General features: G+C 67.4%; 13 protein-coding genes, 1 riboswitch and 1 other annotated feature. All 13 genes read right to left on the minus strand.

Features of this window, described 5'->3' with window-relative positions; translation table 11 throughout:
• Positions 1 to 98 precede the first annotated feature (98 nt).
• Positions 99 to 2,552, minus strand: a complete 2,454-nt coding sequence (gene pheT / locus H7C19_RS03350; protein WP_185141161.1) for a phenylalanine--tRNA ligase subunit beta — start codon at positions 2,550 to 2,552, stop codon at positions 99 to 101.
• A 25-nt stretch (positions 2,553 to 2,577) separates the two neighbouring features.
• A complete protein-coding gene (gene pheS, locus H7C19_RS03355; RefSeq protein ID WP_185141162.1) occupies positions 2,578 to 3,612 on the minus strand; it encodes a phenylalanine--tRNA ligase subunit alpha in 1,035 nt (344 codons plus the stop codon).
• A 147-nt stretch (positions 3,613 to 3,759) separates the two neighbouring features.
• Positions 3,760 to 4,020 (minus strand) — a binding site (T-box leader).
• Between the two features lie 143 nt (positions 4,021 to 4,163).
• Positions 4,164 to 5,027, minus strand: a complete 864-nt coding sequence (gene thiD, locus H7C19_RS03360; RefSeq protein ID WP_185141163.1) for a bifunctional hydroxymethylpyrimidine kinase/phosphomethylpyrimidine kinase — start codon at positions 5,025 to 5,027, stop codon at positions 4,164 to 4,166.
• Entirely contained in the window at positions 5,024 to 6,178 is a 1,155-nt protein-coding gene (gene thiO, locus H7C19_RS03365; protein WP_185141164.1) for a glycine oxidase ThiO, read from the minus strand. The genes thiD and thiO overlap by 4 nt, the downstream gene beginning before the upstream one ends.
• The gene (locus H7C19_RS03370; RefSeq protein ID WP_185141165.1) at positions 6,175 to 7,017 is read right to left on the minus strand and encodes a thiazole synthase; all 843 of its coding nucleotides are present in this window, start codon (positions 7,015 to 7,017) and stop codon (positions 6,175 to 6,177) included. The genes thiO and H7C19_RS03370 overlap by 4 nt, the downstream gene beginning before the upstream one ends.
• Positions 7,018 to 7,022: 5 nt before the next feature.
• Positions 7,023 to 7,886 carry a thiamine phosphate synthase gene (thiE, locus tag H7C19_RS03375; RefSeq protein ID WP_221469017.1) on the minus strand — a complete coding sequence of 288 codons (864 nt, stop codon included), beginning with the start codon at positions 7,884 to 7,886 and terminating at the stop codon, positions 7,023 to 7,025.
• Positions 7,870 to 9,099, minus strand: coding sequence for a ThiF family adenylyltransferase (locus tag H7C19_RS03380; protein WP_185141166.1), 1,230 nt, complete (start codon positions 9,097 to 9,099; stop codon positions 7,870 to 7,872). The genes thiE and H7C19_RS03380 overlap by 17 nt, the downstream gene beginning before the upstream one ends.
• On the minus strand, positions 9,092 to 10,855 hold the full coding sequence (gene thiC / locus H7C19_RS03385; protein ID WP_185141167.1) for a phosphomethylpyrimidine synthase ThiC: 1,764 nt from the start codon (positions 10,853 to 10,855) through the stop codon (positions 9,092 to 9,094). The genes H7C19_RS03380 and thiC overlap by 8 nt, the downstream gene beginning before the upstream one ends.
• A gap of 545 nt (positions 10,856 to 11,400) precedes the next feature.
• Positions 11,401 to 11,506, minus strand: a riboswitch (TPP riboswitch).
• A 45-nt stretch (positions 11,507 to 11,551) separates the two neighbouring features.
• Entirely contained in the window at positions 11,552 to 12,172 is a 621-nt protein-coding gene (locus H7C19_RS03390) for a YcnI family copper-binding membrane protein (protein ID WP_185141168.1), read from the minus strand.
• A 120-nt stretch (positions 12,173 to 12,292) separates the two neighbouring features.
• Entirely contained in the window at positions 12,293 to 12,757 is a 465-nt protein-coding gene (locus tag H7C19_RS03395) for a DUF2269 family protein (RefSeq protein WP_185141169.1), read from the minus strand.
• Positions 12,745 to 13,314 carry a PadR family transcriptional regulator gene (locus tag H7C19_RS03400; RefSeq protein WP_185141170.1) on the minus strand — a complete coding sequence of 190 codons (570 nt, stop codon included), beginning with the start codon at positions 13,312 to 13,314 and terminating at the stop codon, positions 12,745 to 12,747. The genes H7C19_RS03395 and H7C19_RS03400 overlap by 13 nt, the downstream gene beginning before the upstream one ends.
• A gap of 263 nt (positions 13,315 to 13,577) precedes the next feature.
• Positions 13,578 to 14,258: a response regulator gene (locus tag H7C19_RS03405; protein ID WP_185141171.1), complete on the minus strand. Its 681-nt coding sequence runs from the start codon at positions 14,256 to 14,258 to the stop codon at positions 13,578 to 13,580.
• A 4-nt stretch (positions 14,259 to 14,262) separates the two neighbouring features.
• Entirely contained in the window at positions 14,263 to 15,099 is an 837-nt protein-coding gene (locus H7C19_RS03410; protein WP_185141172.1) for a sensor histidine kinase, read from the minus strand.
• Positions 15,100 to 15,137: the final 38 nt, after the last annotated feature.

The following is a 15,137-nucleotide window of genomic DNA, read 5'->3' on the forward strand; positions in this document are numbered from 1 at the left end:
TGTTCCTCCCATATCCCAATTAAGAAAAATCGCAGCGAACCGCATCAGGCCGCTCCCCGCGTTCTGATGTATTCGCTGCGCCGCGCGCCGTTTCCTGCTTACTTTCGCAGTTCTGCGCCGAAAGATTGTGCCAATTCCTGTACGGCACGCGCATGCGCCTCCGTCACTTCTTCATCCGTCAGCGTGCGTTCCGCATGGCGATAGACGAGCGCCAAGGCGACGCTCTTCTTGCCCGCCCCGAGCCGCTCCCCGGTGTAGACGTCGAACACGCGGACCGATTCGAGCAGTTCGCCCGCGGCCGCGCGGATCGCCCCGACCAGATCGCCGCCCGCCACGCCGGCGTCCACGACGACCGCGAGATCCCGCTCCATCGCGGGGAACCGCGGAAGCGCGCGATAAGCGATGCGGGCGTCCGCCCTCGCATAGAGCGGCGCCAGCTCAAGCTCCGCTACGAACGCGTCGCCCAAGTCGTATTCGCGCTGCAGATCCGGGTGCAGCTGCCCGACGTAGCCGATCGTCTCGCCGCCGTGCGCGTCCCGAAGCTTCAGCGCCGCCGTGCGTCCCGGATGGAAGCCGGCCGGCTGCGAAGCTTCGTAGGCGACGGACTCGGCGAGGCCGAGTCGCGCGAATACCGATTCGAGGACGCCCTTGGCGTCGAAGAAGTCGTACGGCTCCGCCGTCCGGTTCCAAGCCGCCGTACGGCGGTTGCCCGTCAAGAGGAAGGCCAGGCGGGGCTTCTCGTGCGGCAGCGTCGTGAGCGCGGCTTCCTCGGAATGGAAGACGCCGGCGATCTCGAACAAGGCGACGTCGCCGCTGCGGCGGGACAAGTTGTATGCCGCGGCTTCCACCAGGCTCGGCAGGAGCGAGGTCCGCAGCACGCTGCGCTCTTCGCTCATCGGCATCGCGAGCGGGATCGGCTTCGCCGCCTCGCCGCCGGACAGCGCGGGGAACCGCGCCGCGTTCGCCGGAGAGGTCACCGAATAGCTGACCGCTTCATAGAGACCGGCTTCGGCGAGCAGCCTCCGCAGTTCCCGGCGGATGGCTTGCGACTTGGTCAGCGCTCCGGTCGTCGTCGGTCCTTCGATCCGCGTCGTCGGGATCTCGTCGTAGCCGTGCAGGCGAGCCACTTCTTCGATCAGATCGACGTCGCGCGTCATGTCCCCGCGCCGCGTCGGCACCGTCACTCGCCATGCGCCGTTCCCGGTCTCCTCCGCCGCGAATTGCAGGCGCGACCAGATCGTCTTCACTTCGAGCGAGGACAAAGACGTGCCCAGCAGCCGGTTCACCCGGTCCAGCGTCAGCTCGACGATCGCCGGCTCCGGACGGGAGACGACCGCTTCCGCGACGCCCTCCGTAACCAGACCCTCCGCGTAGCGGCCCATCAGCGCGGCCGCGCGGTCCAGCGCCCCGCGAACCCGGGACGGGTCCACTTCCTTCTCGAAGCGGGCCGAAGCCTCGGAGCGCAGGCCGAGCTGCCGCGACGTCTTTCGGACGGAGCCGCCGTCGAACCGCGCCGATTCGAGGATGATGTCGACCGTATCGGCCGTCACTTCGGAGTTCAGGCCGCCCATGACGCCGGCGAGCGCGATCGGCTTCTCCGCGTCCGTGATCAGCAGCATGTGCGGCTCCAGTTTGCGCGTCTGGCCGTCCAGCGTCTCGAGCGTCTCGCCCTCGCGCGCCAGGCGCACGCCGATGCGTCCGCCCGCGACCTTGGCCGCGTCGAAAGCGTGCAGCGGCTGACCGTATTCGAGCATGACGTAGTTGGTAATGTCGACGACGTTGCTGATCGGCCGGATGCCCGCCGCGATCAGGCGGTTCTGCATCCAGAGCGGCGACGGGCCGATCTTGACGCCTTTGATGTAGCGCGCGGCATAGTGCGGGCACAGCGCCTCCGCCTCGATCGAGACGGACACGCGATCCGCCGTCTTGTCCGCCGACGGGTACAGCTCCTTCTCCGGTTCGGGCAGCCGCAGCGGCCGGCCCGTCAGCGCGGACGCCTCGTAGGCGACGCCGAGCATGCTCAGGCAATCGGAGCGGTTCGGCGTCAGGTCGAGCTCGAGGACGGAATCGTTCAGGCCGAGCACCTCGAGAATGTCCGCGCCGATCTCGGTGTCGGCCGGGAGGACGAGGATGCCTTCCTGCAGCTCCTTCGGCAGCAGCTTGTCGTTGATGCCGAGCTCCCGCGCCGAGCAGATCATGCCCTGGGACTCGACGCCCCGCAGCTTCGCATTCTTGATCGCCAGATCGCCCGGCAGCTTGGCGCCGACCAGCGCGACCGGCACCTTCTGCCCCGCCGCCACGTTCGGCGCGCCGCAGACGATCTGCAGATCCTCGCCGAGCCCCGCGTCGACCGTACACACGTTCAATTTATCCGCGTCGGGATGCTTCTCCTTGTGCTTGACGTAGCCGACGACCGTCTTGCTGACGCCCAGGTTGCGGGAGGGAACCGCGTCGATCTCGATCCCTCCGCGCGTCAGCATCTCCGCCAGCCGCTGCGGCTCGATGCCGCTCAGATCGATATATTCGCTTAACCATCGGTACGATACGTTCATGGGATTACACCGCTCCTTCCTTCGTTTACATGCGGGCGAACTGGCTCAGGAAGCGCAGGTCGTTGTTATAGAAATGACGAATGTCGTCGATGTCGTACTTCAGCAGCGCGATCCGCTCGACGCCCATGCCGAACGCGAAGCCGCTCACTTCCTTCGGATCGTATCCGCCGTGCTCGAGCACCTTCGGGTGCACCATGCCGCAGCCGAGAATCTCGATCCACCCGGTATGCTTGCACATCCGGCAGCCGTGTCCGCCGCACTGCGTGCAGGTGACGTCGACTTCGGCGCTCGGCTCCGTGAACGGGAAAAAGCTCGGACGCAGCCGGATCTGCACCTGCGCGCCGTACATCTGCTGCACAAACTGGAGCAGCGTCCCCTTGAGGTCGCTCATCCGGATGTTCGGACCGACGACCAGTCCTTCGATCTGGTGGAACATGAACGAATGCGTCGCGTCGTCGTCGTCGCGGCGGTATACCTTGCCGGGGCAGATGACCTTCAGCGGCGTCTTGCCGTTCGCCGCCTGCATCGTCCGGATCTGAACCGGCGACGTGTGCGTGCGGAGCAGAATCTCGTCCGTGATATAGAACGAATCCTGCATGTCGCGCGCCGGATGGTTCTTCGGCAGGTTGAGCGCTTCGAAGTTGAAGTAGTCCGTCTCGACCTCCGGCCCTTCCGCTACCGTATAGCCCATGCCGAGGAAAATGTCCTCGATCTCCTGCGTCACTTTCGTGAGCGGATGAATCCCGCCCCGTGCGCCCGCCTTGCCCGGCAGCGAGACGTCGATCGTCTCCGCGGCGAGGCGGCGCTCCGTATCGGCGCGGTCGAATGCCGCCTGCTTCTCGGCGATGACGCCCTCGATCGCGGCGCGCACGTCGTTCGCCACCTGGCCGATGACCGGGCGCTCCTCCGCGCTGAGACCGCCCATGCCGCGCAGCACCTCGGTCAGCTGTCCCTTTTTGCCCAAATATTGCACGCGCAGATCGTTCAAGCGGCCCGGATCGGCCACCTCCTGCAGCTGCGCCAGCGCCTCGCGCCGCAACGCTTCCAAACGGTCCTTCATGACCCCACGCTCCTTCATGTGTGCTGCCGTCCCACGGTCCCCGCCGCAGGCGGTTCGCCCGTCAGCCCTTGCCGAGGCTTCTCCGATCAGCCATCCTTGCAGCGCTTGATCGCCGCAGAAACGAAAAAAGGCCCCTTCTCCCCCAAAAAAAGGGACGAAAGGACCGTGGTACCACCCTCATTGGAACGACCTTGACGCGGCATGCCGCCGGTACGCTCCCACTCGCGCGGCGTAACGGGCCGCTGCCGGTGCTCCCTACTTCCGTAGAACCGCCTGCTGGCGGACGCGGGTTCAAGAGACTGCTCCGGAGTGAAATTCGGCAGCCCTCTTCCTAGGAACGCTTCCAGTCAACGGCGTCCCCTCCCTGCGAGGCAGGTGCTGCGTACTTGTCTCCATCGATGCATTTGTTGCCGGTTCCGATCGGAACGAGGTGACCCGCCCTATGCCGAACCGTCTTCGCTAACCGTCGGATTCGTCCCTATACTAGGTGAATCGAAGCCTATATTGACTAGCTACAATTACTTGTATTATAGGGGATTCCGGGGATGCAATCAAGTCCGCGGCGCGGAGCCCCGAATGCCCGGTTCTCGCCAGGCCGCATGCCAGAGCGGGCCCGCCCCCCGGCCGAGCGGAACGGCCCGCGCGATCGCCGCGGCGACGAAAGCCTTCGCCGTGCCGCAGGCCTCGGCCGCCGAGTGCCCGCGCGCGAGACAAGCCGCCGCCGCCGCGGCCAGCGTGCAGCCCGTGCCGTGCGTATGCCGCGTCGGCAGGCGGGGCGCGGCGAAGAACCGCGTCCCGCCGTCCGCGCCGACCAGCACATCGACGCATTCGTCGCCCGCCGCATGGCCTCCCTTGAGGAGCACCGCGCGCGGACCGAGCCCGAGCAGCGCCCGTGCGGCGGACTCCCGCTCGTCGAGCGTGCGGACTTCGTCCTCCCGGACGCCGAGCAGCGCGCAGGCTTCCGGCACGTTCGGCGTCACGAGCGCCGCCAGCGGCAGCAGGATGTCCCGCAGGGCGCCGAACGCCTCGTCGTTCACGAGCGCGGTCCCCGCCGTCGCCGTTCGGACCGGATCGACGACGAGCCGGTCCACGCCATGGCGGCGAATCGCCGATGCGACGGCCGCCACGATGTCCGCCGTCGGCAGCATGCCGGTCTTGGCGGCATCCGTGCCGATGTCGGCGAGGACGCTCTCCAGCTGATCGGCCACCAGCGTCGCCGGCACGGCGGAGACGCGCTGCACGCCCAGGCTGTTCTGCGCGGTCAGCGCGGTGACGACGCAGGTGCCGTACGTCTCCAGCTCCTGGAACGTCTTCAGGTCGGCCTGGAGCCCGGCCCCGCCGCCCGAATCCGATCCGGCGATCGCGAGGACGCGCGGAACGGGGGACGGCCGGCCTTGCCGATGCGGATCCTTCATCCCGGGATGCCCTCCGCCCAGGCCGAAGACCGGTCGAAACGGTCCGGCGCGAATGCGGCGAGGCCGCGTTCGCCAGGCCCGCCGCCCCGTCCGAGCCACCGGCCGACGATTGCGGCGGTGACCGGGCTGAGCAGGATGCCGTTGCGGTAATGTCCCGCGGCGAGGAACACATTCGGCGAGCGGGGCACGGGACCGAGCAGCGGCCACCCGTCGAGCGTGGCCGGACGCAGTCCCGCCCAGCTTCGGACCGGCGCCAGCCCGCGAAGCATCGGCAGCACGCGTTCGCCCCAGCGGACGAGCCGGCCGACGCCGCTCTCCGTCACGGACCGGTCGAAGCCGGCGTCGTCCTCCGAAGCGCCGCAGACGAGGCTGCCGTCTCCTTTGGCGACCCAATACGCCTGGGAAGAGAAGACAAGATGGCGCGGCCGGGGCGCAGTTGGCCCGAAGGCGCAGATCTGGCCCCGAATGGGGTGAATCGGGACGCGAATCCCGAGCCATTCGGCCAAGCCGCCGCTCCAGGCGCCGACGCAGCAGACGGCCAGATCGGCCGCGTAGGCGTCGCTATCCGTTACGGCGCGCACGCCGAAAGAGCCGGATCCGGCCTCCAGCGCCGACAAGCCGCCCGCATGGTCGACGAGGCGGACGCCAGCCCCGCGGCAGGCCGTCTCCAACGCGGCGACCAGCTTCGGCGCGTTCACGTGCCCTTCCGCCGGGCTGAACAGCGCGCCGCGGGCTTGCGGCGATGCCGCCGGCTCCAGCGCCCGCAGCGCGGCGCCCTCCGCCCACTCCCCGCGGGCGCCGAACGCACGCTGCCAGGCGAGACGGCCCAGCAGCGGCTGCCTGTCCGCCTCGTGCAGGGCCAAGTGCAGGCTGCCCGAGCGAACGAATCCGGTATCGATCCCCGCGGCCGCTTCGATCTCCCGCACCCAGTCGGGATAGAGAAGCAGACTGTCCACGCAGAGGCGGAAAAAGTCGTCCGGCCCTTCCCCGTTCTCGTAGAACGGCGCGAGCATGCCCGCCGCCGCGCCGGACGCCTGGCCTCCGATCGCGTCCCGCTCGATCAGCGTGACGTCGAAGCCGCGCTTCGCGGCCTCCCATGCGCAGGACAGGCCGATGATGCCTCCGCCGACGATCAGCACGGAAGCCTTCATCGTCCGCCTCCTTCGACGGCGCCGGCATGACGCCCGCCGGCCGCGGCGTCCGGAGCCGCGAACAGCCGTCCCTCCGGCGCGCTGCTCGCGGTCGCGTAGCGCTTCCTCGGGATGCGGCCAGCGAGCCGCGACAGCCGCCCCGCCTCGATCGCGAGCATCATGGCTCGCGCCATGGCGACCGGATCCCGGGCGCGCGCGACCGGCGTGTTGACCAGGATGCCGTCCGCGCCGAGCTCCATCGCCTGCGCCGCATCGGCGGCGGAGCCCAGTCCCGCGTCGATGATGACGGGCACCTTCGCTTCCTCCGCGATCCAGCCCAGGTTGTACGGGTTCAGCAGGCCGAGCCCCGTCCCGATCGGCGATCCGCCCGGCATGACCGCAGCCGCGCCGGCTTCCTCCAGACGCTTGCACAGCATCGGATCGTCCGAGGTATAGGGCAGCGCGACGAAGCCTTCGGCGACGAGACGCTCCGTCGCCCGCAGCGTCTCCAGCGGATCGGGCATGAGCGAGCGGGGATGCGCGCTGATCTCCACCTTGATCCAATCGCCGAGTCCGGCCTCCCGGGCCAGACGGGCGATCCGCACCGCTTCCTCGGCGTCCGCCGCGCCGGATGTGTTCGGCAGGAACACGAGATCGCGATCCGCCAGATGCCGGAGGACGGAATCGTCCTCCACGCCGTCCAGGTTCACGCGCCGGATGGCGAAGGTGATGACGTGCGCCCCGGACGCGTCGAGCGCTTGGCGCATCACGGTCGGGCTCGGGTAGCGGCCCGTCCCGAGGAACAGCCGCGAACGGAGCGGCTTCCCGCCGACGACCAGCCGATTCGTCGATGCTTGCATGGCCTTCAACCTCCCCCTACGAAATGAACGAATTCGATGCGGTCGCCTTCGCGTACGGGAACGTCCGGCCAGCTGGCCCGCGGCACGACTTCCCCGTTCCGCTCGGCCACGACGCGGCGGTCCGCCAGCCGATACTCGGCGGCCAGCTCGAGCAGCGTCGCGGCGGGCGTCTCTACCGCCCGCCCGTTGACCGTCAGTCTCGCGCGCGCCGCGGCCGATGGCGACGGCGGACGCGAGGCTTGCCGGCGGTCGATGTACCCCCGGAGCCGACGGCAGGCCTCTTCGGGATCCGGGCTCCCGACGACGGCCGAGACGGCGCAGAGCCGGCTCGCTCCCGCCGCCAGCACGTCCTCCGCGTTGCCGGGGTGGATGCCGCCGATGGCGAAGAACGGAATGCGCACGGCCCGGGCCGCCTCCGAGATGTAGGAGAGCGTCGCCGCCGGCCGGTCCGGCTTCGTGCCCGTCGGATAGACCGGGCCCGCGCCGATATAGTCCGCGCCGGCGCGCTCGGCCGCGATCGCCTGCGGGAGCGCGTGGGTCGACACCCCGATGAGACGATCCGGACCGAGCATCTGCCGAGCCGACGCGACGGGCAGATCGTCCTGCCCGAGGTGCACGCCGTCCGCCTCCGCCGCCAGCGCGATATCCGGGTGATCGTTCACGATGAAGAGCGTGCCGAGCCGGCGGGTGAGCTCGCGCATCGCCCGCGCCTTCCGCAGCAGCTCCCGCTTCGGCGACGCCTTATCGCGTAGCTGCACGATGTCCGCGCCGCCGCGGATGGCGGCCTCCATCACCTCCAGCAGCCCGCGGTCCGGATGGTAGTTCTCCCCGGACACGACGTACAGCTTGCATTCATGAATCGTTCGCATGACTGTCTCTCCCTTCTTCTTCCCGCGAGATGCGCCGATCGGTTCCCCTACCGTCCGTCCGCTCTGGATCGGCGCTCCCGATCAGATAGCGGCGGCACAGGCCGATGGCGACCTGCGCGTCCGCTTCGCCTTGCACCAGCACGCGGCCGTCGGCGAACGCCGTGAGCCGGATGCCGCCCGGCGTCACCGCCCGCGCCAGAAACGCGTTGACCGCGGTCACGCGGCAGCCGCTCGCGCGCAGGATCCCCTCCTGTTCGCGCGGCGAACGCGCCAACCCCGTCGCCACTTGGACGGTCTCCCGCCCGCACAGCACGGTCGCCTCCATCGGGAGCCGACCTTCGGCCTCCCCGCCGCCCTCGTCCGCGCCCGAGCCGCGGAACCGCGTCTCCCCGCTATCCGGTCCCGACGCGGCCGACAGCGGGAGCGAACGTTCAAGCGCGCGCCGCTCCGCCTCCCTCGCGCCGCAATACGGGCACCCGTCCTGCCCGGCCGGCATCCGCGACTCGCGGACGGCAAACCGCCACACGTCCGCGTTCAGCCAAGAGCGCCGCAGCGCGTCCCGGTTGCCGGTAAGCCACTTCAGCGCCTCCGCGGCCTGCAAGGCGGCGACGAACGCCACGGCCGGATAGATCACGCCCGCCGTCTCGCAGTTGCGGTCCGACTCGGCGGTCTCTTCCCCGCCGAGCAAGCACCGGAAGCAGGCCGTCTCGCCGGGCACGAGCGCCGCGCTGCTGCCCGCGGACCCGGTCACGCCGCCGTAGATCAGCGGCACGCCGCGCCGGAAGCAGGCGTCGCTGACCGCGAGCCGGCAAGCGGCGTTGTCGGTGCCGTCGAGCGCGAGGTCCATGCCCGCGAGGAGCGCATCCGCGTTCCGCGGCGTCACGTCCGCGACTTCGGGCGTCACCCGGATACCGCCGTTGATGCGCCGCAGCTTCGCGGCGGCGGCGACGGCCTTCGGCAGCGCCTCGCGCGCGTCCTCCTCGTCGAACAGCGACTGCCGCTGCAGGTTGCTCGGCTCGACGAAGTCGCGGTCGACGATCCGGATTTCGCCTGCTCCCGCGCGCGCCATCTGCTCCGCTAGCGAAGAGCCTAGCGCGCCTACGCCTACGATCAGCACGCGGGCATCCTTTAGCCGATCCTGTCCGGCCGCGCCGATCGGCGCGAACCGCATCTGGCGCGCGTACCGTTCCCGGTCCCCTGCGAGCTTAGACATAGAGCCGATTCCCGCCGGCTTTGAAGGCGGCGGCCTGGTCCCTCATCCCGTCCGCGATCGCCTCCGCGGCGTCCAATCCCCGCGCCGCCGCGTAATCGCGAATGTCCTGCGTGATCCGCATGCTGCAGAACTTCGGTCCGCACATCGAGCAGAAATGCGCGGACTTGGCCGCGTCCGCGGGCAGCGTCTCGTCGTGATAGCTCATCGCCCGCTCGGGATCGAGCGACAGGTGGAACTGGTCGCGCCACCGGAATTCGAAGCGGGCCTTCGACAGGGCGTCGTCGCGCGATCTGGCGCGCGGATGCCCCTTGGCGAGGTCGGCCGCGTGCGCCGCGATCTTGTAGGCGATGACGCCGTCCTTCACGTCCTCCTTGTTCGGGAGGCCCAGATGCTCCTTCGGCGTCACGTAGCAGAGCATCGCCGTGCCGAACCAGCCGATCATCGCCGCCCCGATCGCCGACGTGATATGGTCGTAGCCGGGGGCGATGTCCGTCGTGAGCGGCCCGAGCGTGTAGAACGGCGCCTCCTTGCAGACCTCCATCTGACGATCGACGTTCTCCTTGATGAGGTGCATCGGGACATGGCCCGGACCCTCGATCATAACCTGGACGTCATGGCGCCAGGCGATGTCCGTCAACTCGCCCAGCGTAGCCAGCTCCGCGAACTGCGCCTCGTCGTTGGCGTCGGCGATCGATCCGGGGCGCAGCCCGTCGCCGAGCGAGAACGTCACGTCGTACGCCTTCATGATCTCGCAGATCTCCTCGAAGTGGGTGTAAAGGAAGTTCTCCCGGTGATGCGCGAGACACCAGGCCGCCATGATCGAGCCCCCGCGGGAGACGATGCCGGTCACGCGGCCGGCCGTGAGCGGAATGTAGCGCAGCAGAACGCCCGCATGGATCGTGAAGTAGTCGACGCCCTGCTCGGCCTGCTCGATCAGCGTGTCGCGGAACAGTTCCCAGGTCAGATTCTCCGCCCGGCCTCCCGCCTTCTCGAGCGCCTGATAGATCGGCACCGTGCCCACGGGCACCGGCGCGTTGCGTACGATCCATTCCCGCGTCGTATGGATGTTCTTGCCGGTAGACAGATCCATGATCGTGTCCGCGCCCCAGCGCGTCGCCCAGGTCATCTTCTCGACCTCCTCCTCGATCGAGGAAGCGACGGCGGAGTTGCCGATATTCGCGTTGATCTTCACGTGGAAAGCCCGGCCGACGATCATCGGCTCGCTCTCGGGATGATTGACGTTGGCCGGGATGACGGCCCGCCCGGCGGCTACTTCGTCGCGGACGAATTCGGGGCTCATCCCTTCGCGCGTCGCGATGAAGTCCATCTCGGGCGTGACGATCCCGTTTCTCGCATAATGGAGCTGCGTCACGTTCCGGCCCCCGGCCGCGCGCAGCGGCGCCCGAGTGAGCCCGGGATACCGCGCTTCGCCGCGCCGTTCCGCGCTCGCTTCGGAAGCGAACCCGTTGTCTTCCGGCCGCACGCCGCGTCCTTCGTACCGCTCCGTATCGCCGCGCGCCTCGATCCAGCCGGCCCGCATCGCCGGCAGACCCCGGCGGATATTCGCCTCGTAAGCTTCGTCCGTATAAGGACCGCTCGAATCGTACACCCGCAGCGGCTCGTTCGGCGTCAACGCGCCGTCGCGTCCGCGGCTTTCCGCGAGCGCGATCTCCCGCATCGGCACAGCCACGCCCGGGATCGTCCCGGGCACGTACACTTTCCGGCTTCCCGGCAACGCATGAGTCCAGATCGACATGCAAAAAACCTCCCAAGGATTCGTCTCGAATTCCCCTAGGAGGCCGGATGAGCTTGCGTATGCGGAAAGACCGAGGCCCAAGTAAAAACGGCTTTGCCGCCTTCTCGGAAGAGGGCAACACGTTTTTATCGACGGTCATGCAGAGATGGATAGGCGTGCAATCCATTCTGTATGACGAGCGGCTTCGCCGCCCGACGAATCGGGCAGGGCGCGCGTCGGGGTATCGGCTGCGATGCCGGAGAAGGAAGGTTCGCTCGCATCCTCTCCGAATCGCGGACAAGGCGGATGCATCGCGCCGAACGCCACTCGGGCGCAGCGACCCCCTCGCCGCGAACGGCCGGATGAAGGATTCGCTGCCGCCTCTCCCGTCGGCGCGGTCTCCCGCGCCAGCAAAAAAGCCGCCCCGTCAAGGAGCGGCCCAAGTGTGTCGGCAAAAGGCGCAGGGCCCGAACCTGGCGGGCTCCGCTCCCCGCAGGGAGACGTCTGCCGCGCACCGGTACGGCGGACGCCCGAAGGAGTCCGAATGCCGCAAACGCCGCGATCTCGCGCACTTTGGTCCACTTTCCTACGCTGGCATGACCCAGATCAGGTTCGAAGGGACCAAGGCACGATGCCTTATCTCAGCCCTCGCGGGCGCCCCTAGTGGAATTCATGGTATCAATGTACACGTTCCGGCAGAAAGTGTCAATGCCGGGATTAGGCGGATTTCTTGCGCACGAGCGCGACGATCAGCGCGAGCACGCCCGCGACAAGGCCCGCGATCGCCAAGCCGAGCGTCAGCGGATCGCTGCCGCCGTCCTTGTTCGACGCCGTCTCGGCCGCTCCGGTGCCATGGCCGTGCGCGTCGCCGGCCACGGCCGGCGTCACCTTCGTCACGGATGCCGGCTTATCGGCATCCGCCGCTCCGGTCCAGTCGACGACGGTGCCGTCGGAGTAGGTCTGGTGCGCTTTCCAAGTCAGGTCGCCCGCGTTCTCGGCCACTTTGCCCTGGAACGAGAATTGGCCGAATTCCGTCGGGGAGAGGCCTTGGCCGGACGCTTTCCAAGTGACGGAGACGATCTTGCCGTCGTTGTTCCGTTCGAGCTCGTACGTCCAGTCGGGGAACGGCTGGAACCGGGAGACGTCGACGCCCTCCGGCACTTCCAGCTTCACTTGGGTGGTCGAGGCGCTCTCGCTCTCGGTCGGGATGCGGATCGTGAACACTTGGTAGGAGTTCTGCGGCGCCTCCGAAGGGGAGACGACGACGTGCGCGCTGGCTACGCCTGCGAATCCGAAGGCGAGGAACAGCGCGAGCAGGAGGGTAAGGCTTTTCTTCATGGGGAAATCCAACCTTTCATAGCGAAATTCGAATAACCCCATTATAAGACAGCCCTTACCGGCCCGCATGACTAGAAAGGGCTATGGCCCGTACAGCGTCGAACGAGCCGCGCTCTTCGGTCAGAAAGGTTTGTTCAGCATCAGATAAAGCACGGCCAGCGGCATCAGAATGACGAGCGTGCCGAAGACGTCCCAGCGGCGCGACGCCCGCCGGTACTGCGGGGAGAGGGCCGCTTGGGCTCGCGCGGCGGCCGCGCTCTCCTTCATCATGCTCCGCTGCGCGGGGATGAGGATCGCGAGCCAGACGAGGCCGCTGAGCGCGAACAGGCCAATCGACGCCGTCATCCAATTCCACGCGTCCATCGCGTAGCCTACTCTGACGGCCATGACCACGCCGGTGGCCAGCAGCAGCACGATGCCGGGCAGCGTAAAGGCGTAATCCGCCAGCATGACGTTCCGGGCGGTGCGGCTCAGGTGCCCGACGTCGCCGGCGCGCTCCGCCGCGATTTTCCAGAAGGCCGCCGTCACGATATTGCCCAGGAACAGCACCGCGCCCAACACGTGAAGCATAATCAAGAACGCCATTCATATTCCTCCTTCGGGCGTTCGTCGCCCATCGTCTCCTGTTCCAATAAGGCCATGCACGCCTGGATCGTCTCCAGGTGCGCTTCGTGATACCGGATGCCCATGAGCAGCGACAGCCTCATATGCAGCGGCATCTTCAATTCGAACCGTTCGCGGAAATCCTGCAGCGTCTCCAAGTTCGACCGGTGGTCGCTTGCGCCGCTCTCGAGCCAGCTCCGCATCGTCCCGGCATCCGCTCCCCCGCCGAAATAGAGCCGCATGCACAGATCCGAACGAATGCTGTCGGCGACGAGCGGGCTCCGCAGGTAAGCCTGGAACGCCGCACTGCCCGCCTCGGTGATGGCGTACTCGTTCTTGTTCGGACGCTCTTCCTGCACGATCGTGCGCTTGACGATGAGCCCCTCCTGCTCGAGCTTGGCCAACGCCGGGTAGACGCTTCCGTAGCTGCCGTCGTAGAAAAAGGAGATGGTGCTCTCGAACTCCTTCTTGATCTCGTAGCCGGTCATCGGGCGCTTCCCCAACAAGCCGAGGGCGACGTATTTGCCTTGCAGCTGCATTCGGATTCACCTCGCTTAATTCATATTATGTATATTCATATTGTTAATATAAACGATCGTTTTGACATTGTAAACCATTTTTCGGGCGAAAACCGTCTTCGCGTCCCTAATGCAAGGGCATCGCATGGACGGAAGATAGACTGCGGGTTGCGGGTTGCGGGTCGGCGCGGAACTTATCCCTCCCGCTAGGATCAACAAAAAAACCGTGTCCGCGTTGGCTGGGCGCCAAACGTAGACACGGTTCTCCCGCTTCGGATGTCCGGTTAGATCGGATCGACCCATCCGCGCTCGTAGGCGTAGCGGGTCAACTGCACACGGTTGTCGAGATGCAGCTTCTGCAAGATGTTTTTCAAATGGTTCTTGACGGTGTGTTCCGAGAGGCCGAGGACGCTCGCGACGTCCCGGTTCGTCCTTCCGCGCGCGACTTCCTGCAGAATCTCTTTCTCCCGGGGCGTGAGCCCCTCGCGGAAGACGCCGTCCTCTTTGCGGACGTCCGTCGAGGCGGACGCCGTCCTGCGGTTCGCGAATTCCCTCAGGATCGACAGCGCGAGCTCGGGATTGAGCGGAGCCTCGTCCGAAGTGACCGCGCGGAGATACTCCCGCCAGGCGGACGGATTCAGGTTCTTGAGCAAGAACCCTTGCGCCCCTTTCTTGAGCGCCTCGAAGAGATGGGACGGATCGTCCGACACCGTCACTATGACGATCTTCGCGTACGGGTACTCCGCCTTGATCGCTTTGGCCGCCTCCAAGCCGCCCATGCCGGGCATCGAGATGTCCATCAGGACCAGGTCGGGCATCGCGTCCGTCATGAGGGCGAGCGCTTCTTCGCCGCTCGCGGCCTCGCCCACGATCGTGAAGTCTTTGTCGCTCGACACGATCTCCCGCATGCCCTGCCTCGCGTGCTTATGGTCGTCTACGAGCATGATGCGCCACGGTCCGCTCATCCGTTCATCCCGCCTCCTTCGCCAGCTCGACTACGGTCCGGCCGTTTCTGCGTTCGATCGCGAACGTCCAGCCCATGCGCCTGGCGCGATCGCGGACCATGCGCAGGCCGAAGCGGCCCTGCGCCTGCAGCGGGTCGCCTTCGAAGCCGACGCCGTCGTCCTCCACGGCGCAGCGGAAGCCGCCGTTGCCGGTCGGCTCTCCGACGACCTGCACCGTCTGGGCCCGCGCGTGCTTGCGCACGTTCAGCAGCGCTTCGCGAAGGCAGGCATGCAGCTCCACTTTTTCTTTGTCGGAGAGGCTGTCTTCGGGAATGGTCCAGCGGAACTCCGCACGCGCTTCGATGATCGCCGACGTCTCGCCGAGCAGCTCGCGGAGCGGCACGACCCAAGCGTCGCCCTCCGCCGACGGCGGCATCCGGAGATTCGCGATCGCCTGCCGCACGTCCTCGTGCACGACGCGGACCGTCTCGCGCAACTGGGCGGCCAACTCGCGGACGGCGGGCTCCCCGCCCGCCGCCTGGTCGAGCTGATCCAGCTTGACCGCGAGGAGGAACAGCGATTGCGCGATGCCGTCGTGCAGCTCGGCGGCGAGCCGTTCGCGTTCCTCGAGGGCGGCGCTGACCGACCGCTGCCGCTGCAAGGCGCTCTGCGAATGCTCGAGCCGCTGGAACAGGCCGCGCACGAGCGTCATCGTGACTACGAGCACGATGAACGGCGCGAGCAGATTGCCGAGCTCCATCGTCATGTAAGGCAGCAGGAACGCATGGCGCACGTATTCCCACAGTCCGATCGTGACCGTAGGTATCCATAGAATGAGCCATTTGATCCGACGATCGCGCATACATATCCTCCTGCCCCGGTTCTCTTGTCGGCCGCGCC

This window comes from Cohnella nanjingensis (assembly GCF_014212125.1).
GTDB classification, from domain to species: domain Bacteria; phylum Bacillota; class Bacilli; order Paenibacillales; family Paenibacillaceae; genus Cohnella; species Cohnella nanjingensis.